Genomic DNA, 18,931 nt, shown 5'->3' with positions numbered 1-18,931 from the left:
GCGAAACCAAAGAAGGTCCAGCGCACCATGGAATCCCTGATGAAAATTGGCGAAGGCCGGGAAATCGGCGTCGCCGCGACTTACGTCGCCCTGCTGATCCTGCTCGGCTTCGTGCTGGCGGTCCGCGTCATCCTTGTCAGGCGCTCGCAGAAGATCGGCATTGGCGACGGCAACGACCGGCAATTGATGAAGCGCATTCGCTGCCACGGGAATTTCAGCGAGTACGCGCCGCTGCTGATCGCGATCCTGATCCTGCTGCCGCTGCTGGGCGCGAAGGACTGGATGATCCATGTGGCCGGGGTTGCCTCGGTGACCGGCCGAACGCTGCATGCCATCGGGCTGAGCCAGAGCTCCGGCGTCAGTTTCGGCCGCATGGCCGGGATGATCATCACCTTCACCACACTCATTCTCGGGGCGCTGGCCCTGCTCTGGCTCGCCTGGGCCTGACGCGGATGGCTGGCCCCGCTTCGACCGACCTCGCCGCCCTGCATCGGCACCTCCTGGCGGTGATCGCGGAAGCGTCCGCGATCGCAATGGCCGATTACAGGCCAGGCCGGCGCACTTCCGCCGAGATCAGCTGGAAGGAGGGCGGTTCACCGGTGACCGGCGCAGATCTGGCCGTGGATGCCTTCCTCGCCGAAAGGCTGCCGCGCGGCGTGCCGCTGGCCTACCATTCCGAGGAGCAGCCGGAGAGCTGGCAGGGCACCCGGGAGGCGGCCTATGTGGTCGATCCGATCGATGGCACGCGGGATTTCCTGGAAGGCGGCGAGGCCTGGTGCGTCGTCATCGGGGTGGTTGCCGGCGGTGTTCCTGTGGCGGGGGTTCTGGCCGTGCCGGCGCGGCAGCAGGTTTTCTCGGCCTGGCGCGGTGGCGGGGCCTGGCTCAACGGCGAGCCTCTGGGTGCGATTCCTTCGCCCGCGGGGCCCCTGCGGGCAACCGGGCCGCGCGGCGCGCTGGATTTCCTCGCCGGCCGCATCGGCCAGCCGCTCGAACAGGCAGCCGCCGTGCCGGCACTGGCCCATCGCCTGCTTGCGCCGGTCAAGGGGCAGGCCGATCTCGCGCTGGCGCGGGCCGGCGGGCATGACTGGGACATCGCCGCCGCCCACGCGATCCTCGCCGAATGCGGCGGCAGCCTTGAACGGATCGACGGGCAACCCCTCACCTATGAACTGGCAGGGCGCACATTGCCGCCACTGATGGCGGGCGAAACCGGACTGATCGACAAAATCCGGTCGACACTCTTGACTGACTCCGCCTGATTGAGGATCGAAGGCGGCAGGATTCTTCGCTGCCGCGCCGGCCCTTCATGTGCCCGCTGGCAGCTTCAGGCAGGAACACATCATGGCCCATGACAATGGCGGCAAGCAGCTCCTTCACCTCGTCTTTGGCGGGGAGCTGGAAGCCATCGACAGCACGACATTCCGCGATCTCACCAAACTCGATATTGTCGGGATCTTTCCCGACTACAAGAGCGCGCATGTTGCCTGGAAGGCCAAGGCCCAGGCAACGGTCGACAATGCGCAGATGCGCTATTTCATCGTCCATATGCACCGCCTGCTCGACCCCGATTCCGCTGCCTGATGTTCCGGGCAATCGGGCGTTCCCGCGCCTTCCAGGTGACCATCGGCTCGCTGATGGCCGCCTACCTGACCTTCGTGAAGCGGACCAACCGGCTGATCTTCCTGCCGGACGAGGCCGTGCGCACAGTGGATGCGCACAGCCCGACCATCATCACGTTCTGGCATGGCCAGCACCTGATGCAGACCTTCTTCCGGCGCCCGCATGACCGTTGCTACGTGATGATCTCGCGCCATGGCGATGGCGAGATCAATGCGGTGGCCGTGGAAAAGCTTGGCATGCTGGTTGTCCGGGGGTCCGGGGCACAGCGCAAGGACCAGGTGCGCAAGCGCGGCGGCATCCAGGCGCTCCGGCAGATGCTTTCCCTCCTCGCGGCGGGAGACCATGTCTCGATGACGGCCGACGTGCCGAAGGTCTCGCGCGTGGCTGGCGAAGGCATCATCACGCTGGCGCAGCTTTCCGCCCGGCCGATCGTGCCGATCGCTGTTGTCTGCTCGCGCCGCATCGATTTCCGGTCATGGGATTCAGCCTCGCTGGGCCTTCCGTTCGGTCGGACCGCCATCGTCACCGGCGAGCGGATCGAGGTTCCGAAGGACGCCGATGCGAAGACCCGTGAACAACGCCGCCAGGCGCTGGAGGAGGAACTCGACCGTATCTATGCGCTCGGTTACGCTACGCTCGGCTCGCGTGATCCGGGAGCGGACCGCGCGGATATCCTTGCTGCGCGGGCCGAACGGCGCAGGCTGGCCGCGAGTAACCCTGTCGAGCGCGGTTGAGGCAGAACATGTCCCGAGTGGTCTCTCCGGCTTCCGGCGCTTGGCGCAGGCCGTTCTCGCTGCTGGCGTACCGGGCGGTCTCTGCCCTCGCCTCCCCCGCCCTGCCCTTGTTGCTGCGCCGCCGGCTCGCTCAGGGCAAGGAAGATCCCGCCCGCCTCAACGAGCGGCTCGGCCGGCCCGTAACGCCACGCCCGCCGGGTCGCCTGGTCTGGATCCATGCGGCCAGCGTCGGCGAGACGATGGCGATCCTGCCGCTCGTTGCCCGCCTCGAAGCCGAGGGAGTCACGGCTCTGGTGACGACCGGCACGCTGACCTCGGCGCAACTGGCGGCGGAACGCCTGCCTCAGGGCAGCATCCATCAGTTTGTGCCGATGGATGGACCCGGTGCGGCGCGGCGCTTCCTCGACCACTGGAAGCCGGATCTGGCCGTGATCTGCGAGAGCGAAATCTGGCCCAACCTCATCATGGAAACCCGTTCCCGCGGCATTCCGATGGGCTGGGTGAATGCCCGGATGTCGGCACGCTCCTTCGCGCGCTGGCAGCGCATGCCCGGCGCCGTGCGGGCCCTGCTGGGCGGGCTGGCCTTCTGCTTCGCGCAGAGCGCCGCCGATGCAGAACGCTTTGCCGCCCTCGGTGCGCCGGCAGAGATGGGTGGCAACCTGAAATTCGACGTGCCTCCGCTGCCGCTCGATCAAGATGATCTCGAGACCCTGCGCCAGCGCATCGACAACCGGCCGGTGCTGCTGGCCGCTTCCACCCATCCGGACGAGGAGATGACGGTTCTCGAGGCCTCGGCCGTCATCCGCGATCAGGTACCCGAGCTTCTGACCATTCTCGTGCCGCGCCATCCCGAGCGCGGTGCGGAAATCGCCGAGATGGCAGCGCGGGGCGGTATGCGCTCGCTCCTGCGCAGCGCCGGACAACAGCCTGACGACATGACGACCGTCTATATCGCCGATACCCTCGGCGAACTCGGGCTGTTCTATGCGCTGGCGCGGGTGGTTTTCGTCGGCGGAACCTTTGTGCCGGTCGGCGGCCACAATCCGATCGAGCCGGCCAAGTTCGGTGTGCCGATCCTGCACGGACCGCTCTTCTCCAATTTCATCGAGATCTATTCGGAACTGGACGAGAAGGGTGCCGCCATTGCGGTGGAGGATGCGCGTGCTCTGGGCCGGGCTGCCTCGCGGCTGATGCGCGATGCCGAGGCGCGCGAGGCGCTGGGGCGGCAGGCCCGCGCTTTTGTCGCCGCGCATGAGGGCGCGCTGGATCGCTGCTGGGCGGCGATCATGCCGCTGATTGCCGCGAAGGACCGCGCCCCATGATGCGCCAGCCGCGTTTCTGGTCGCGAGACGGAAACCGGCTGTGGCGGGTGATGCTGGCGCCTCTCGGCTGGCTTTATGGGCGGCTGACGCTCCACCGCCTCCGCCGACCAGGCTGGCGGGCGCCGGTGCCGGTTGTTTCGATCGGCAATTTCACCGTCGGTGGTGGCGGCAAGACGCCGACGACACTCGCGCTTGCGGAAGCGCTGACCAACAGGGGGGAGCGCCCGTTCCTTCTGACACGCGGCTATGGCGGGCAGATGGCGGGGCCGGCCCTCGTCGAGCCGGGGCAGCATGCCGCGCGGGATGTGGGCGACGAGCCTTTGCTTCTGGCGCGGGCTGCGCCGACCATCGTCGCCCGGGACCGGCGCGCCGGCGCGGAGGCTGCGCTCGGCGCCGGGGCGGGTTGCCTGCTGCTGGACGATGCCTTGCAGAACCCGGCGCTGGTGAAGGATATCTCGCTCGCGGTGATCGATGCCGGCTTCGGGTTCGGCAATGGCGCCTGCCTGCCGGCCGGCCCGCTGCGGGCTCCCGTTGCGGCCATGGCGAAGTCGGTCCATGCGGCGCTGCTGGTCGGCGAAGGGCCGATCCCTGATGCGGTGCCGCCGGGCCTTCCGCTCTTCCGGGCGCAGATCGTTCCTGCCGACGACCTGACCGCTTTGGTCGGCCGAAAAGTGCTGGCCTATTGCGGGCTGGCGCGCCCCGGCAAATTCCATGCGACACTCGAAGCTGCCGGGATCATGGTGGCCGCGGTGGCCGATTTCCCGGACCATCATGCCTTCACGCCTGCCGAGGCCGGGCGGCTGATCGCCGAGGCGGCGGAAGCCGGCCTCGTTCTCGTCACGACAGAGAAGGATGCGGCGCGCCTGACGGGCGACCCGGCCCTGCGGGCGCTGGCTGCGGCAAGCCATGTGGTGGCGGTGCGGCTTGAACCCGAACCGGCCTTTTTCGACTGGTTTTACCGGGCCTTCGATTCGGCCCGCAGCCGGGTGAGCACCGCTTCCGGCCCGGCATAGGCCTCCTGCCGTTCGGCGCTCCAGTAGCGCAAATCCTCCAGCGGGATCGGCGCGCCGGTGACCCCGCACCGCACGAAGGTGCCCTGCCGCAGGATGCGGTAGTCACTGTCGGAATATTCCAGAAGGGCTTCCGTGCCGAGGGCCGGGCCAGCAGATCCGGATGCAAGTTTGACCATCAGGCACTCTCCGTTGATGCGGAGGTCATAATGTCTGGCGGCATCCCCTTCAACCTCCGCGATCCGTCAAAACAGCGAGCCCTGCCCGCCGCCGGGCGCTGGCTTCCGGGCGGGCCGGGGCGCTGGGGCACCGCCGGCGCCTGTGACGGCCTCGATCCGGCCATCGGCGAACTCGATCGAGACAGCCTGCCCGGCTTCCAGCCCCTCGCGGCGGCTGAGAATGCGGTCCTCCTGCCGGATCACGGCATAGCCGCGCGCGAGGACATTCTTGTAGGCCAACGAGTCCAGCAGCTTGGCCTGCGCCTCAAGGGCGGCTTTCCGCACCTTCCCCCGGGCCTCCATGGCATGGGGAAGGCGCCGGGCCAGCGAAGCCAGGATCTCCTTCCGCCGGACGATTTCACGCGTTTCGCGCTGATGCGTCGTCAGCATGGCCTGACGGAGCCGCTTTTCCAGCTGGTCGAGCCGCTGCAGCCGTTCCGCCGGCTGGCGCTGCCCGATGCCGCGCAGCCGCTCGCCGAGGCCGGCGATCCGTTCGCGGAAGCGGGCAAGCCGCGCCTCGGGTTTCTGGGCGCCGAGCCTGCGGGCGAGATTGGCCAGCAGGACAGAACGGCGGTCCCGCGCGGCGCGGAGCGCATTGTCGAGCCGGAGGATCGCGCGGTCGAGCCGCTGCGCCGGGTTTTCGAGCAGGCGTTCGGCGGAGCCCATGGCCCGGGCGAGGTTGGCGAGGTCACGTCGGCGGCGGTCCTGCCCCCGCGCCATCGAGCCGGCCAGCCGGGCGGCGCGATCCCGCAGATCGGCCAGTAGGTCAGCCCGGACGGGGACAACCATCTCGGCCGCCGCTGTCGGCGTCGGGGCGCGGATATCTGCAACGAGATCGAGCAGGGTCCAGTCCGTCTCATGGCCGATGGCGGAAACCAGCGGGATGGTGCTTTCGGCTCCGGCGCGGACGACGATTTCCTCGTTGAAGCTCCAGAGATCTTCCAGCGAGCCGCCGCCGCGTGCAACAACCAGCACATCGGGGCGAGGCAGTTCATCCTCCTCGCCGATGGCGTTGAAGCCGCGAATGCCAGCGGCCACCTCGGCCGCACTGCCCTCGCCCTGAACGCGCACCGGCCAGACCAGCACCGTGCAAGGGAAACGGTCCGACAGGCGGTGGATCATGTCGCGGATCACGGCGCCGGTTGGCGAGGTGACGATGCCGATCACCTGCGGCAGATAGGGCAAGGCCCGTTTCCGGGCAGAATCGAACAGCCCCTCGCCCTGCAGCTTGCGGCGGCGTTCCTCCAGCAGCGCCATCAGCGCGCCCACGCCGGCCGGCTCCATCTGCTCGATGATGATCTGGTAGCTCGATTTGCCCGGGAAGGTGGTGATCCGGCCGATCGCCACGACTTCCAGCCCGTCCTCCGGGCGGAACTTGATTCGCGAGAACACGCCCTTCCAGATCACGGCGTCGATCTTCGCGTTCTGGTCCTTCAGCGAGAAATAGACATGGCCGGAGGAATGCGGCCCGCGATAGCCGGAAATCTCGCCGCGCAGGCGCACCTGCCCGAACGCATCCTCGATGGTGCGCTTCAGGGCGCCGGCCAGTTCGGAGACCGACAATTCGGGAGTATTGGTGACCGGCTGATCCATGCGCCGAGTGTAGAGATCGGCGGCGAGGGATGCTACAGCCCTGTTGCGTTGCGGGACCCGGTTTTCCGCAACTCACATAGTCAGAGGGTTATCATGAAGGTTCTTCTTCTCGGCAGCGGTGGCCGCGAGCATGCCCTCGCGCTGGCGCTTTCGCGATCCGCATCGCTGACGCAGCTCTTCATCCTGCCGGGGAATGACGGCATGGCCCGCGAGGGGCAGCTCGTTTCCGGCATTGCCCTCGCCGATCACGCCGCGATTCTCGACCTCTGCCGCACGGAAGCGATCGACCTCGTCGTGGTGGGCCCGGAAGCGCCTCTGGTGGCCGGCCTGGCAGATGATCTCGCCGCTGCAGGTTTCGCGGTGTTCGGACCCTCGAAAGCAGCAGCGCAGCTCGAGGGCTCGAAGGACTTCACCAAATCGGTCTGCGTTGCGGCCGGCATCCCGACCGCCGCCTATGCGACCTTCACCGACCATGCCGGCGCTCTCGCCTATCTCCGCGAAAAAGGCGCGCCAATCGTGGTGAAATATGACGGGCTGATGGCCGGCAAGGGTGTCACCGTCGCCGCCAGCCTTGCCGAAGCAGAAGAGGCCATCGCAGCGCTCTATGCCAACGAGCCGGCCGCCAAGGTGGTGATCGAGGAGATGATGGAAGGCGAGGAAGCGAGCTTCTTCTGCCTGATCGATGGCGAGACCGTAGTGCCCTTCGGCTCGGCGCAGGACCACAAGCGCGTCTTCGATGGCGACAAGGGCCCGAATACCGGCGGCATGGGTGCCTATTCGCCCGCGCCGGTCTTCACCGGGGCTCTGGAAGCCGAGACGCTCGCGCGGATCATCCTCCCGACCGCCCGGGAAATGGTGCGGCGGGGCATGCCCTATCGCGGCGTGCTCTTCGCCGGGCTGATGCTGACGAGCGAGGGCCCCAAGCTCATCGAGTATAATTGCCGCTTCGGCGATCCCGAATGCCAGGCGCTGATGCTCCGCTTCGAGGGCGACCTCGTGCAGGTGCTGCATGCCGCTGCGACCGGCGCTCTGGACCGGGTGAGCGTGACGCTCGCCGCCAGCCATGCTGTCGGCGTTGTCATGGCAGCCAGGGGTTATCCGGGCGATTATGCGAAAGGCAGCGTGATCCGGGGCCTCGACAAGGCCGGCACCCTGCCCGGCGTCACGATTTTCCATGCCGGGACGAAGGCGGTCGGTGGCGAGGTGACCAGCCATGGCGGCCGGGTCTTGACCGTGGCTGCAACAGGAACCACGCTCCGGGAAGCGCGCGACCGTGCCTATGCGGCGGTGGATGCAATCGACTGGCCAGAAGGCTTCTGCCGGCGCGATATCGCCGCCCGCGGGCTGGCGCGGCTCGGGCAGGGCTGAGGGAGCAGCAGCATGAGCGATCCGGCGGATCTGTTTCCCGGCTTCGAAAGCCGTTATTTCCCCACCCGCGAAGGACAGGTCTTCGCCCGGGTCGGCGGCAAGGGCCCGCCGCTTGTGCTGCTGCACGGCTTTCCGCAGACGCATGTGATCTGGCACCGGATGGCGCCGGAACTCGCGAAGACGCATCAGGTCATCGCGATGGATCTGCGGGGCTATGGCTGGTCGACCGCCCCGCGCGGTGGCCCGCCGCACGAGGCCTATTCCAAGCGGGCCATGGCCGAGGATGTCCTGGCGGTGATCGACCAGCTTGGCCATACGCGTTTCGCACTGGTCGGGCATGATCGCGGCGCGCGGGTCAGCTATCGGCTGGCTCTCGATCATCCGGGCCGGCTGACGCATCTCGCGCTGCTCGACATCATCCCCACGCTCGCCATGTGGGAGCGGATGGATGCCCGCCGGGCCATGCAGGTCTACCACTGGAGCTTCCTCGCCCAGCCCGAACCGATGCCGGAAACCCTGATCGCCAAGGCACCGACAGAATGGCTGGAGCATACGCTCGCGAGCTGGACGGCCGCGAAGGACCTTTCCGCCTTCGACAGCCGGGCGCTGCGTCATTACCGCGCCTTCTTCAACGACCCGTCGCGGATCCATGCCTGCTGCGAGGATTACCGCGCCGGGGCGACGATCGATGTCGACCATGACGAGGCAAGCCGGCAGGCTGGCGCTCAGATCGATTGCCCCGTCCTCGTGCTCTGGGGCGAGGTCGGCATTCCCGCCGCCGGATCCTCGCCGCTCGACGCGTGGAAAGCCTTCGCGCCGAGGGCGACGGGCGCGCCGGTCCGGGCCGGCCACTTCCTGCCAGAGGAGAACCCGACGGATACGCTGGCCGCGCTCAAGGTGTTTCTCGGATGAAGGGCCGCAAACGCAAGCCGAAGATCGGGCTGGTGCTCGGCTCCGGCGGGGCACGCGGTCTCGCGCATATCGTCGTGCTGGAAACCCTCGACCGGCTGAAGATCAGACCGGTCGAGATGGCCGGCACCTCGATCGGCGCCATTCTCGGCGCGGCCTATGCCTCGGGGGTCAGCGGCGCGGAATTGCGCGCCCATGCGATCCGAGACTTCAGGAACCGCACCGATGTGATGACGCGCCTGTTCCAGACGCGGGTTGGCCGCTTCGTCGACATGTTCCAGCAGGGGCTGGCCAACCCGGTTCTGGTGGATGGCGAAGGCATTCTGGAGCGCTTCCTGCCACGCCCTTTGCCGGAGACCTTCGCGGAACTGTCGATCCCGCTTTCGATCATCGCGGCAGATTTTCACCGGCTCGACCGTGTGGTCTTCACCGAGGGCGCGCTTCGACCGGCCGTTGCGGCGTCGATGGCGATCCCCGGGCTCGTTCGGCCGGTGGTGTATCGTGATCGCGTGATGGTCGATGGCGGCGCCGTAGACCCGCTGCCCGTCCGGGCGATTTCCGGCGAGGCCGATCTCATCATCGCAGTGGATGTTTCCCGGGCGGCCGCCCGGGAGGAAAGCGAGCGCATCCCCAATGCGGTCGAGACCGGGTTTCGCGTTTTCGACCTCATGCAGGCAGCCCTGGCCGACGCACAGGCGAGCGAGAACAGCCGGCCGATCTACCGGCTCAAGGCGCCCGTCGAGGGCTTCAATGCCCTCGATTTCTTCTCAGCCAAGGGCATTCTTGCCGCATCCGACGGGCTGGCCGGCGCGGTCGAGGCCATCATTGCGCAGGCCTCCGCGACGTAGCGGCCCTATCTCCGCTCCCGGAAGAAGGCGCGGAGCATCTCCGCCGCTTCCTGCTCGCGAATGCCGGAATAAAGTTCCGGCGCGTGGTGGCAACTCGGCTGGGCATAGAGCCGCGGCCCGTTCTCCACCGCCCCGCCCTTCGGATCTCCCGCCGCGTAGTAGAGCCGGCGGATCCGCGCGAAGGAGATGGCCGTGGCGCACATCGGGCAGGGTTCGAGCGTCACATAGAGATCGGCGCCGACCAGCCGCTCGCTGCCGATCCGGGCACAGGCCTCGCGGATGGCGAGCATCTCGGCATGGGCTGTCGGATCATGGCATTCCCGCATCCGGTTGCCGGCCCGGGCCAGAAGCTCGCCCTCGCGCAGGATCGCGGCGCCGATCGGGACCTCGCCCCGCCCAGCCGCAGCCCGCGCCTCCTCGAAGGCGATGTCGAAGCCGTTCAGGCCCTGCTCCTTGCTCATGGCGGGGTTGCCTTCCGCGTCCTGTCCTGCGCTTTGCGAATAAAGTTGCGGCTGGCCCTCGCAACAGGCGGTCTATCCTGATATGAGCGCGACATGTCTGACAGCGATAATGAGAAACGTCGCGGTGGCAAGCCCCGCGACTCCCGCCCGCGCGCCGATCGTTCCGGCGATGCCCCGCGTTCCCCGCGCCCCAAGGGCGAGTTCCGCCCGCGGCAGGACCGCGACGCGCCGGCCGGTGACAGCCGCCCCAAGCGTTCTTTCCGGCCGCGTGACGAGCAGGCTGGCGAGGAGCGCAGCTTCCGTCCGCGCCCGCCGAGAGATGGCGCCCCGAGTGGCGACCGCCCCTTCAAGCCGCGGGCCCCGCGCCGGGACGATCAGGCCGGTGAAGAACGCAGTTTCCGCCCGCGCCCGCCGAGGGATGGCGCCCCGAGTGGCGACCGCCCCTTCAAGCCGCGCGCCCCGCGCCGGGACGATCAGGCCGGTGAAGAACGCAGTTTCCGCCCGCGCCCGCCGAGGGATGGCGCCCCGAGTGGCGACCGCCCCTTCAAGCCGCGCGCCCCGCGCCGGGACGATCAGGCCGGTGAAGAACGCAGTTTCCGCCCCCGCGCGCCGCGCGATGGCGCCCCGAGTGGCGACCGTCCGTTCAAGCCGCGTGCCCCGCGCCGGGACGATCAGGCCGGTGAAGAACGCAGTTTCCGCCCGCGCCCGCCGAGGGATGGCGCCCCGAGCGGCGACCGCCCGTTCAAGCCGCGTGCCCCGCGCCGCGACGAGCAGGGCGGCGAGGAGCGCAGTTTCCGCCCGCGCCCGCTAAGGGATGGTGCCCCGAGCGGCGACCGCCCGTTCAAGCCACGGGCCCCGCGCCGGGACGAGGATCCGAATGCGCCGAGTGGCTTTGCTCCGGAAGGCGAACGCATCGCCCGCGTGATGGCACGGGCAGGCCTCTGCTCGCGCCGTGATGCCGAAACCTGGATCGAGGAAGGCCGGGTCGCCGTCAACGGCCGGGTCATCGACAGCCCGGCTTTGGACGTGACCGACCGCGACCGTATCCTCGTGGACGGGAAACCCCTGCCGGAGCGCGAACGCACGCGGCTCTGGCTCTACAACAAGCCGCGCGGCCTCGTAACCACGGCCAGCGATCCGGAAGGGCGGCCCACCGTTTTCGACAACCTGCCGGCAGAATTGCCGCGCGTGATCTCTGTCGGCCGCCTCGACATCAATACCGAAGGGCTGATGCTGCTCACCAATGATGGGGGTCTTGCCCGCGTTCTGGCCCTGCCGGAGACCGGCTGGCTGCGCCGCTACCGTGTGCGGGTGCATGGCGGCGTCGACCAGGCGATGCTGGATACGCTGCGTGAGGGGATCTCGCTCGACGGCATCGATTATGGCCCCATCGTCGCCACGCTGGAACGCGAGGTCGGCGACAATGCCTGGCTGGTGATGGATCTGCGCGAGGGGAAGAACCGCGAGATCAAGCGGGTGCTCGAGCATTTCAACCTGCAGGTCAACCGGCTGATCCGCGTCTCGTTCGGGCCGTTCCAGCTCGAGGATCTCGGCGAGGGGGCCATCGAGGAAGTGCGGACCAAGACCCTGCGCGATCAGCTTGGCGACCGCCTGACGGCTGAAGCCGGCGCCTATTTCGACGGCCCCCGCCGCGAGAGCCTCGCCGACCGCGAGGCGACACTGCAGGACGAGCCCGTCCGCAAGCGTTTCGACAAGCGCAAGCCCGGAGAGAAACGCGAGCTGGCCCTTTCCGGCGCAGCAAAGGATCTCAAGCTGGAGCGCGAGCGTGTCGAGGACCGGCGGGGCCGGACCGTCAAGGTCGAGCGGATCGTCAAGAAGGATCTGCCGCCGGAAGAACCGCCGCGCATCATCCGCGAGGAGCGGGAGGAACGGCGTCCGCGCCGGGATTTCGGTGATCGTCCCTTCCGGTCGCGCGATGGTGCGCCGGGCGGCGACCGCCCCTTCAAGCCGCGTGCCCCGCGGCGGGATGACCAAGGCGGCGAGGAACGCAGCTTCCGCCCCCGCCCCCCGAGGGATGGTGCGCCGAATGGCGATCGGCCGTTCAAGCCGCGTGCCCCGCGGCGGGATGACCAAGGCGGCGAGGAGCGCAGCTTCCGGCCCCGCCCGCCGCGGGATGGTGCGCCGGGCGGCGACCGCCCGTTCAAGCCGCGTGCCCCGCGCCGGGATGACCAAGGCGGCGAGGAGCGCAGCTTCCGGCCCCGCCCGCCGCGGGATGGTGCGCCGGGCGGCGACCGCCCGTTCAAGCCGCGTGCCCCGCGCCGGGATGACCAAGGCGGCGAGGAGCGCAGCTTCCGGCCCCGCCCGCCGCGGGATGGTGCGCCGGGCGGCGACCGCCCGTTCAAGCCGCGCGGCGATTTCAAGCGACCGGGCGGCCCGAAGCCGGGCGGCCCGCGCCCGGGTGGCAAACGGCCGCCGCGCGACCGGGGCTGATCCATGCGGATCGTCGGCGGGCGGCTTGGCGGGCGGACCCTCCGGGGGCCGCAGGGCGACAGCATCCGGCCGACAACCGACCGGATGCGGCAAGCGCTGTTCAATATCCTGATCCATGCCAACGCGTTCCCGTTCGACGACGCCCGTGTGCTGGATCTCTTTGCCGGCACAGGTGCGCTTTCGGCGGAGGCGCTGTCGCACGGTGCCGGCTTCGCCGTGATGGTGGATATCGGCGCCGAGGCGCGCGGGCTGCAACGCGAGAATGTCGAAGCGCTCGGGCTGGGCGGGGTGACGCGCATCCTCCGCCGCGACGCGACCCGGCTCGGCGAGGTTGCGCCCTTCGAGCCTTTCGGCCTCGTCTTCTGTGATCCGCCCTATGGCAAGGGGCTGGGCGAGGCTGCGCTGGCTTCGGCCCTCCGCGGCGGCTGGATCGCGCCGGACGCTCTGGTGGTGCTGGAAGAGCGCGCGAGCGCCGATGTCGCCCTGCCCGCGCCGCTGGTCGAGATCGACCGCCGCAAGGCCGGCGAAACCCAGCTCATCTTCGGCCGGATGCCGAACTGAAACGGCGTCAGGAACGGCCGAACAGCCGCTCCAGATCCTTCAGGCTAAGCGAGACATAGGTCGGCCGGCCATGGTTGCACTGGCCGGAGCCGGGCGTTGCCTCCATCTCGCGCAGCAGGGCGTCCATTTCCTCGAGCCGCAAGCGCCGCCCGGCCCGCACCGAATGGTGGCAGGCAAAGGTCTTCAGGACGTGATCCTGTCGCGCGGCAAGGCTTTCGCTGCCGCCCCATTCGCTGACCTGATCGGCAAGATCGCGCAGCAGCGCCACGATATCCGAGCCGGCCAGAGCCGCCGGCACTTCCTGGACGGCCACAGCGCCGGGGCCGAACGGTTCGATGACCAGCCCCGCCTCCGCCAGGGCCCCGGACTGGTCGAGCAGGGAAATGATGGCGGGCTCGGGCAGGTCGACAATCGCCGGAATAAGGAGAGGCTGGCGGGGAACCGCCCCCTCGGCACGGGCCTTTTTCAGCCGCTCGTAGACCAGCCTTTCATGCGCGGCGTGCTGGTCGACAATAACCACGCCCTCGCCGGTCTGGGCGAGGATATAGGTCTCGTGAAATTGCGCGCGGGCATAGCCGAGCGGCGGGAAAGCGGCATCGTCGCCGGCATCCGCCTGCCGCGAATCGGCAAACGGCACGCTCTCCGAAACCCGGGCGGGCTCGCCAAAGCCGGCATGCGGCATAGCCGGCACGGGCCGTTCCGGCAGGCGCTGGTCCGGGAAAACGAAGCTGAGCGGGCGCGGCGGTGGCGGGTTGCCTGTGCCGAGATGGGTGATGCCCTGCGCGCGCAGGCGCTGCAGCATGGCCTCACCACCCCGGCTCGAGGCCTGATGCCCCATGCCGGCCAGCGCATCGCGGATGCCGGCGATCATCAGGCCGCGAATGCCCTCGGCATCACGGAAGCGCACCTCGAGCTTGGCCGGATGGACATTCACATCGACGCCGGCAGGATCCAGTTCGAGGAACAAGGCCACGACCGGGTAGCGGCCAGCCATCAGGCTGTCGGCATAGGCAGCCTTCAGCGCGCCGATCAGCAGGCGGTCGCGCACGGGGCGGCCATTGACGAAGAGATACTGGTCCAGCGCGCTGGCGCGGTGATAGGTCGGCAGCGAGGCCAGCCCCGAGAGGCGGAAGCCGTTTCGCTCGGCCGAAAGGGTGGCGGCATTGCCAGTGAAATCCTCGCCGATGAGCCGGGAGATCCGGCGGCGCAGGCCTTCCTCGCCCGGAGCCTCGGCGGGCAGGTCAAAACCGGAGAGGTGATCGCCGGAAAGCGTGAAGGCGATGCCGGGATGGGCCATGGCGAGGCGGCGGATAACGAGCGCCGCCGCCTGGGCCTCGGCGCGGTCGCCCTTCAGGAATTTCAGCCGCGCCGGGGTGGCATAAAAGAGATCGCTCACCTCCACCCGCGTGCCTTGCGCCATGGCCGCAGGGCGGATCGGCCCGACCTGCCCGGCATCGACGAGGATGGCATGGCCCTCGCCGCCCGCCGCGCGCGTGGTGATCTGCAGCCGCGCGACAGCGCCGATCGAGGGCAGGGCCTCGCCCCGGAAGCCGAGGGTGAGGATACGGTCGAGCTGGCCTTCGGGCAGTTTGGACGTTGCATGGCGGCGGATGGCGAGGGCGAGATCCTCCGGCGGCATGCCGGCGCCATCATCCGAGACGCGGATCAGCCGGCGGCCGCCCTGCTCCAGCCGGATCTCGATGCGGCGCGCGCCGGCATCGATAGCGTTCTCGACCAGCTCCTTCACGGCGGCAGCCGGACGCTCGATCACCTCGCCGGCGGCGATCTGATCGATCAGGACGGGGTCAAGCTGGCGGACGGGCATGCTTGCTTATGGCGTGATTCGCGGCCCTGCCCGGATTTGTCGACATCAGGCCTGTGGGGAACCGGGCTGATCCTGGCAATCTATTTCTCGACAAGACCGCGGAGATTAGCGAGGCCAGCCTCGAAGTCACGGCCGACCATGCGATCCATGTTCATCAGCAGATCCATGATCTTGCTGGGAAGCGGCGCCGGGCCCTCCATCGCCCAGACCAGTTCGGTCCCGCCAACCACCGGTTTAAGCGTGAAGCTGGCACGGTTGGTGGCGCGGAAGGGCTTCTCGAACTCGAGCCGGTAGGCGACGGCTTCGTGCGGGCGGCTCTCGACGATGCTCATATTGCCCTTGCCGACCTGGCTGTTCCCGTCCCAGCCCATGCTGGCGCCAAGCCCGGCCCGGCCGGGGCCATAGGTGGTGCGCATGGCCGGGTCCTTGCGGGCCCAGGGCGACCAGAGCTGCCAGGATTCCAGACTGTCGAGATAGGGGAAGATCACATCCGGCGGCGCCGCCAGAATGATCCGCCGTTCGATGCGGAATGTGTCAGGCTTTCGCGAGGCCAGGAGGACCAGCGCGAGAACCGCGCCGGCCAGAACCACAAGCAGGATCATCCACCATGACATGCCGGCCTCCCTGATCGCTCGCGGAGCCGGCACCCATGGGAATGCCCGGTCAGCCCGCGAGGGCTTCCTTCTGCTTTTCCATCCGCTTGCGATCGTTCGGATCGAGGAAGCGCTTGCGCAGGCGGATCGATTTCGGCGTGACCTCGACCAGTTCGTCATCCTGGATCCAGGCGAGCGCGCGTTCAAGCGTCATCCGGATCGGCGGCGTCAGCCGGACGGCCTCGTCCTTCGAGGTGGTGCGGATATTCGTGAGCTTCTTGCCCTTGAGGACATTGACCTCGAGATCGTTGTCCCGCGTATGCACGCCGATGATCATGCCCTGATAGACCTTCCAGCCGGGCTCGATCACCATCTGGCCGCGATCCTCGAGGTTCCAGAGCGCATAGGCCACGGCCTCGCCGATATCGTTCGAGATCAGCACGCCGTTATGGCGGCCGCCGATTTCACCCTTGAAGGGCTCATAGGCCTTGAACAGGCGATTCATGATCGCCGTGCCGCGGGTATCGGTGAGCAATTCGCTCTGATAGCCGATCAGGCCGCGCGTCGGGGCGTGGAAGACCAGGCGCAGACGATTGCCGCCCGAGGGCTTCATCTCGATCATCTCGGCCTTGCGCTCGGACATCTTCTGCACGACCGTGCCGGAATATTCCTCGTCAACGTCGATCACGACTTCCTCGACGGGCTCCAGCATCTCGCCGTTCTCGCCCTTTTCCATCACGACGCGCGGCCGGGAAACGGCGATCTCGAAGCCCTCGCGGCGCATGGTCTCGATCAGGATGGCGAGCTGCAATTCACCGCGGCCGGAGACGAAGAACGAATCCTTGTCTTCCGATTCCTCGATGCGCAGCGTGACGTTGCCCTCGCCTTCCTTGAACAGGCGGTCGCGGATCATGCGCGAGGTGACCTTGTCCCCCTCGGTGCCGGCATAGGGGCTGTCATTGACGATGAAGCTCATCGTCACGGTCGGCGGGTCGATCGGCTGGGCCTGAATGGGCGTGTCGACCGATGGGTCGCAGAACGTATCCGCCACGGTGCCCTTGACCAGGCCGGCGATGGAGACGATGTCGCCGGCGACACCCTCTTCGATCGGCTGGCGCTCGATGCCGCGGAAGGCGAGGATCTTCGAGACGCGGCCGGTTTCGACGAGGTTGCCCTTGCGGTCGAGGACCTTGATCTGCTGGTTCGGCTTCACCGAACCAGAGGAGATCTTGCCGGTGATGATGCGGCCGAGGAACGGGTTGGCCTCGAGCAAGGTGCCGAGCATACGGAACGGCCCCTCCTCGACGGTCGCTTCCGGCACATGGCTCAACACGAGGTCGAAGAGCGGCGCGAGGCCTTCTTCCTGAGAGCCATCCGGCTTCAGCGACATCCAGCCATTGCGGCCGGAACCGTAGAGGATCGGGAAGTCGAGCTGCTCGTCGGTGGCATCCAGTGCGGCGAAGAGATCGAACACCTCGTTGACGACTTCGGTGACGCGGGCATCCGGGCGGTCGACCTTGTTGATCGCGACGATGGGCTTCAGACCGATCTTGAGCGCCTTGCCGACAACGAACTTGGTCTGAGGCATCGGGCCTTCCGCCGCATCGACGAGCACGATGGCGCTGTCGACCATCGAGAGGATGCGCTCGACCTCACCGCCGAAATCGGCATGGCCCGGCGTATCGACGATGTTGATGCGGGTATCCCTCCAGACAACCGAGGTCGCCTTGGCGAGAATGGTGATGCCGCGCTCTTTCTCGAGATCGTTCGAATCCATCACGCGCTCGACCACGCGCTGGTTTTCGCGGAAGGCGCCGGACTGCGCGAGGAGCTTGTCCACCAGCGTCGTCTTGCCGTGGTCGACGTGGGCGATGATGGCGATGTTGCGCAGTGACATGGGTTTGTTCCAAAAAGCGCCCGGACGTCCGGTGGGTCCCGGACGGTGGCGGCAGGGCGTTGCAGTCTACGGTGTTGCAGCGCAGTATCCTTTTTGCGCTGCAAGAGCAAGCCGGCGCGCGGCGATTCCACCGGTTCAGGTCGAAATTGCCGTCAGACCGGGTGGCCGGCGCGGCTCGCTGCGCTCGCCCGGCGCCTCGCGGATCCGCTGCTGGGCATCCGCCAAGGCCAGGCGCAACTCGTCGACGAGAAAGCGGATCGTGGCGATCCGGTCCGAATCCTGCGCGGCTTCCGCGACGGAATGCAGCAGCATGTGATGGAGCGTGCGGGCCTCGGCTTCGAGGGCGGGAAGCGCCTCGGCCGTGACGGCCTGGCGAAGCTGGTCGATCAGCACGACCATGCGGTGCAACTCGTCATCCGTCACCGGGTGGACGCCGGTGCGGTTGTTGGTGACCCGGGAGAAGAGCGCCGCGGCGACCGACCCGACCAGCGAGAACCCCATCACGCCGAGATAGAACCAGTCGCCATAACGCTCGAAGAAGGTCTTCGTCTCGCCTTCGATATAGGCAATCGTGCCGGGATGGACGGGAAGCTTGGCGCCCCGGTCCTCGGCGGAAGGCAACTCGATCTGGTTGGCGGCGGGGGCCTCGGCGGCGATGGACAGCCGGAGCGCGAAGAGAAGGCGGGTCAATTCGCTGACGACCGATTCATCCAGTGTGCGGCGGGCCACGAGGCGATGGGTCGCCGCGAGCGTGGTGGTTTCCTCCGCCGGCTGTGCGGGATCGCCGCCGAAGACCCCGCGCACCAGTTCGACCGTGTCATAGGCCGGGACCTGCTCCGCAATCGCCTCGGCCCCGGCGATCGGCAGAAACCCGGGCGCCTCGCCGTCGACCTTCGGAAAAGCGAGGAAGGCCGCGCGGCTCATCCGGTCGGCGACCGGCGCGACCGAGAAGAACGCATCGAGCTTGCCGGCCTGCATGGCCTGGGTGATCTCGGCCTGGCTTCCGCGGATGACATCGACCTCGGAAGCGGCGATTCCGTAATATGTGAGGATGCTCTCAAGCATCCGGTCATTGGCCGGGCGTGGTGCAATGGAGCCGATTGCCTTGCCCTTGAGATCGCCGATCTTGGTGATCTTCGAGCCGGGCTTGGTGACGAAATAGACCGCTTCGCGCCGGAAGATCGCCACCGTCGCCGCCTTTTCCGGCACGGTGATATCCGAGCGGATCACCGCCAGGTCCGCCTTGCCGCTCTCCAGCAGCGCACCGCTGGCGGAAGCGCCTTCCGTCAGCACGAGCTTGAGGCGCAGCGAGGCCTTCTCACGCTGGAGCGATTGCAGGAAGGCCACAACGATGCGGATATCCTGCCCGCCGAGCGGCCCCACCGCAATCCGGAGGAGGCGCGGCGCGAACAGCCCGTAGGCTGCTGCCGCCGCGATCGCCACGCCGACAAAAACGATGGCCAGAACTTTCAGCCGCATGCGCATCGATCCGCCCTCCGGTCCGTGCCGTGCCAGCGGGAA

At 68.1% G+C, this 18,931-nt stretch carries 18 protein-coding genes; 11 read left to right on the top strand and 7 right to left on the bottom strand.

The genetic code is table 11. The annotated features are described in order from the left end of the window. The first annotated feature begins 39 nt into the window (after positions 1-39). The 6 genes from P0652_RS08340 to lpxK all read left to right on the top strand — a co-directional run bounded on the left by P0652_RS08340 (position 40) and on the right by lpxK (position 4,689). Positions 40-447 carry an MAPEG family protein gene (locus P0652_RS08340; protein WP_284178323.1) on the top strand — a complete coding sequence of 136 codons (408 nt, stop codon included), beginning with the start codon at positions 40-42 and terminating at the stop codon, positions 445-447. A gap of 5 nt (positions 448-452) precedes the next feature. Continuing rightward, the gene (locus P0652_RS08335; protein WP_284178322.1) at positions 453-1,259 is read left to right on the top strand and encodes an inositol monophosphatase family protein; all 807 of its coding nucleotides are present in this window, start codon (positions 453-455) and stop codon (positions 1,257-1,259) included. Between the two features lie 82 nt (positions 1,260-1,341). Further along, complete coding sequence (locus P0652_RS08330; protein ID WP_284178321.1) at positions 1,342-1,581, top strand: DUF4170 domain-containing protein; 240 nt, start codon at positions 1,342-1,344, stop codon at positions 1,579-1,581. Beyond that, positions 1,581-2,354: a lysophospholipid acyltransferase family protein gene (locus tag P0652_RS08325; RefSeq protein WP_284178320.1), complete on the top strand. Its 774-nt coding sequence runs from the start codon at positions 1,581-1,583 to the stop codon at positions 2,352-2,354. The genes P0652_RS08330 and P0652_RS08325 overlap by 1 nt, the downstream gene beginning before the upstream one ends. Positions 2,355-2,362: 8 nt before the next feature. Further along, complete coding sequence (locus P0652_RS08320; protein ID WP_284178319.1) at positions 2,363-3,676, top strand: 3-deoxy-D-manno-octulosonic acid transferase; 1,314 nt, start codon at positions 2,363-2,365, stop codon at positions 3,674-3,676. Continuing rightward, complete coding sequence (gene lpxK, locus P0652_RS08315; protein WP_284178318.1) at positions 3,673-4,689, top strand: tetraacyldisaccharide 4'-kinase; 1,017 nt, start codon at positions 3,673-3,675, stop codon at positions 4,687-4,689. The genes P0652_RS08320 and lpxK overlap by 4 nt, the downstream gene beginning before the upstream one ends. On the opposite strand, the gene P0652_RS08310 is transcribed toward lpxK, so the two are convergent. Then, entirely contained in the window at positions 4,632-4,865 is a 234-nt protein-coding gene (locus P0652_RS08310) for a DUF2093 domain-containing protein (RefSeq protein WP_284178317.1), read from the bottom strand. The genes lpxK and P0652_RS08310 overlap by 58 nt on opposite strands. A gap of 66 nt (positions 4,866-4,931) precedes the next feature. Then, positions 4,932-6,497 (bottom strand): exodeoxyribonuclease VII large subunit, encoded by a 1,566-nt coding sequence (gene xseA / locus P0652_RS08305; protein WP_284178316.1) that lies wholly within the window; start codon positions 6,495-6,497, stop codon positions 4,932-4,934. Positions 6,498-6,590: 93 nt separating this feature from the next. On the opposite strand from xseA, the gene purD reads away from it, so the two are divergent. From purD to P0652_RS08290, 3 genes are read left to right on the top strand one after another with little or no spacing between them, the layout of a single operon-like run. Continuing rightward, positions 6,591-7,865, top strand: a complete 1,275-nt coding sequence (gene purD, locus P0652_RS08300; RefSeq protein ID WP_284178315.1) for a phosphoribosylamine--glycine ligase — start codon at positions 6,591-6,593, stop codon at positions 7,863-7,865. Positions 7,866-7,877: 12 nt separating this feature from the next. Then, positions 7,878-8,777, top strand: a complete 900-nt coding sequence (locus P0652_RS08295; RefSeq protein WP_284178314.1) for an alpha/beta fold hydrolase — start codon at positions 7,878-7,880, stop codon at positions 8,775-8,777. After that, positions 8,774-9,622, top strand: a complete 849-nt coding sequence (locus P0652_RS08290; RefSeq protein WP_284178313.1) for a patatin-like phospholipase family protein — start codon at positions 8,774-8,776, stop codon at positions 9,620-9,622. The genes P0652_RS08295 and P0652_RS08290 overlap by 4 nt, the downstream gene beginning before the upstream one ends. A gap of 5 nt (positions 9,623-9,627) precedes the next feature. On the opposite strand, the gene P0652_RS08285 is transcribed toward P0652_RS08290, so the two are convergent. Continuing rightward, positions 9,628-10,083 (bottom strand): nucleoside deaminase, encoded by a 456-nt coding sequence (locus tag P0652_RS08285; protein WP_284178311.1) that lies wholly within the window; start codon positions 10,081-10,083, stop codon positions 9,628-9,630. A 93-nt stretch (positions 10,084-10,176) separates the two neighbouring features. Here P0652_RS08285 and P0652_RS08280 point away from each other — a divergent pair, with 93 nt between their 5' ends. After that, positions 10,177-12,534: a pseudouridine synthase gene (locus P0652_RS08280; protein WP_284178310.1), complete on the top strand. Its 2,358-nt coding sequence runs from the start codon at positions 10,177-10,179 to the stop codon at positions 12,532-12,534. A gap of 3 nt (positions 12,535-12,537) precedes the next feature. Continuing rightward, entirely contained in the window at positions 12,538-13,095 is a 558-nt protein-coding gene (rsmD, locus tag P0652_RS08275) for a 16S rRNA (guanine(966)-N(2))-methyltransferase RsmD (protein ID WP_284178309.1), read from the top strand. Positions 13,096-13,102: 7 nt separating this feature from the next. Here rsmD and mutL read toward each other — a convergent pair whose 3' ends face one another. The 4 genes from mutL to P0652_RS08255 form a co-directional block, all read right to left on the bottom strand. Further along, a complete protein-coding gene (gene mutL, locus P0652_RS08270) occupies positions 13,103-14,920 on the bottom strand; it encodes a DNA mismatch repair endonuclease MutL (RefSeq protein ID WP_284178308.1) in 1,818 nt (605 codons plus the stop codon). Between the two features lie 80 nt (positions 14,921-15,000). Next, the gene (locus P0652_RS08265) at positions 15,001-15,534 is read right to left on the bottom strand and encodes an SRPBCC family protein (protein WP_284178307.1); all 534 of its coding nucleotides are present in this window, start codon (positions 15,532-15,534) and stop codon (positions 15,001-15,003) included. A 49-nt stretch (positions 15,535-15,583) separates the two neighbouring features. After that, positions 15,584-17,410, bottom strand: coding sequence for a translational GTPase TypA (typA, locus tag P0652_RS08260; RefSeq protein WP_284178306.1), 1,827 nt, complete (start codon positions 17,408-17,410; stop codon positions 15,584-15,586). 135 nt (positions 17,411-17,545) lie between these two features. Further along, positions 17,546-18,889, bottom strand: coding sequence for a TAXI family TRAP transporter solute-binding subunit (locus P0652_RS08255; RefSeq protein WP_284178305.1), 1,344 nt, complete (start codon positions 18,887-18,889; stop codon positions 17,546-17,548). Positions 18,890-18,931: the final 42 nt, after the last annotated feature.

The organism is Rhabdaerophilum sp. SD176 (genome assembly GCF_030143245.1).
Taxonomy (GTDB): domain Bacteria; phylum Pseudomonadota; class Alphaproteobacteria; order Rhizobiales; family Beijerinckiaceae; genus Rhabdaerophilum.
This window is presented reverse-complemented; position numbering and strand designations above follow the sequence as displayed.

Excerpts from the sequence above, each read along its gene's own strand:
- P0652_RS08340 (WP_284178323.1), top strand. The coding sequence starts at position 40 with ATGAAAATTGGCGAAGGCCGGGAAATCGGCGTCGCCGCGACTTACGTC.
- P0652_RS08335 (WP_284178322.1), top strand. The coding sequence starts at position 453 with ATGGCTGGCCCCGCTTCGACCGACCTCGCCGCCCTGCATCGGCACCTC.
- P0652_RS08330 (WP_284178321.1), top strand. The coding sequence starts at position 1,342 with ATGGCCCATGACAATGGCGGCAAGCAGCTCCTTCACCTCGTCTTTGGC.
- P0652_RS08325 (WP_284178320.1), top strand. The coding sequence starts at position 1,581 with ATGTTCCGGGCAATCGGGCGTTCCCGCGCCTTCCAGGTGACCATCGGC.
- P0652_RS08320 (WP_284178319.1), top strand. The coding sequence starts at position 2,363 with ATGTCCCGAGTGGTCTCTCCGGCTTCCGGCGCTTGGCGCAGGCCGTTC.
- lpxK (WP_284178318.1), top strand. The coding sequence starts at position 3,673 with ATGATGCGCCAGCCGCGTTTCTGGTCGCGAGACGGAAACCGGCTGTGG.
- P0652_RS08310 (WP_284178317.1), bottom strand. The coding sequence starts at position 4,865 with ATGGTCAAACTTGCATCCGGATCTGCTGGCCCGGCCCTCGGCACGGAA.
- xseA (WP_284178316.1), bottom strand. The coding sequence starts at position 6,497 with ATGGATCAGCCGGTCACCAATACTCCCGAATTGTCGGTCTCCGAACTG.
- purD (WP_284178315.1), top strand. The coding sequence starts at position 6,591 with ATGAAGGTTCTTCTTCTCGGCAGCGGTGGCCGCGAGCATGCCCTCGCG.
- P0652_RS08295 (WP_284178314.1), top strand. The coding sequence starts at position 7,878 with ATGAGCGATCCGGCGGATCTGTTTCCCGGCTTCGAAAGCCGTTATTTC.
- P0652_RS08290 (WP_284178313.1), top strand. The coding sequence starts at position 8,774 with ATGAAGGGCCGCAAACGCAAGCCGAAGATCGGGCTGGTGCTCGGCTCC.
- P0652_RS08285 (WP_284178311.1), bottom strand. The coding sequence starts at position 10,083 with ATGAGCAAGGAGCAGGGCCTGAACGGCTTCGACATCGCCTTCGAGGAG.
- P0652_RS08280 (WP_284178310.1), top strand. The coding sequence starts at position 10,177 with ATGTCTGACAGCGATAATGAGAAACGTCGCGGTGGCAAGCCCCGCGAC.
- rsmD (WP_284178309.1), top strand. The coding sequence starts at position 12,538 with ATGCGGATCGTCGGCGGGCGGCTTGGCGGGCGGACCCTCCGGGGGCCG.
- mutL (WP_284178308.1), bottom strand. The coding sequence starts at position 14,920 with ATGCCCGTCCGCCAGCTTGACCCCGTCCTGATCGATCAGATCGCCGCC.
- P0652_RS08265 (WP_284178307.1), bottom strand. The coding sequence starts at position 15,534 with ATGTCATGGTGGATGATCCTGCTTGTGGTTCTGGCCGGCGCGGTTCTC.
- typA (WP_284178306.1), bottom strand. The coding sequence starts at position 17,410 with ATGTCACTGCGCAACATCGCCATCATCGCCCACGTCGACCACGGCAAG.
- P0652_RS08255 (WP_284178305.1), bottom strand. The coding sequence starts at position 18,889 with ATGCGGCTGAAAGTTCTGGCCATCGTTTTTGTCGGCGTGGCGATCGCG.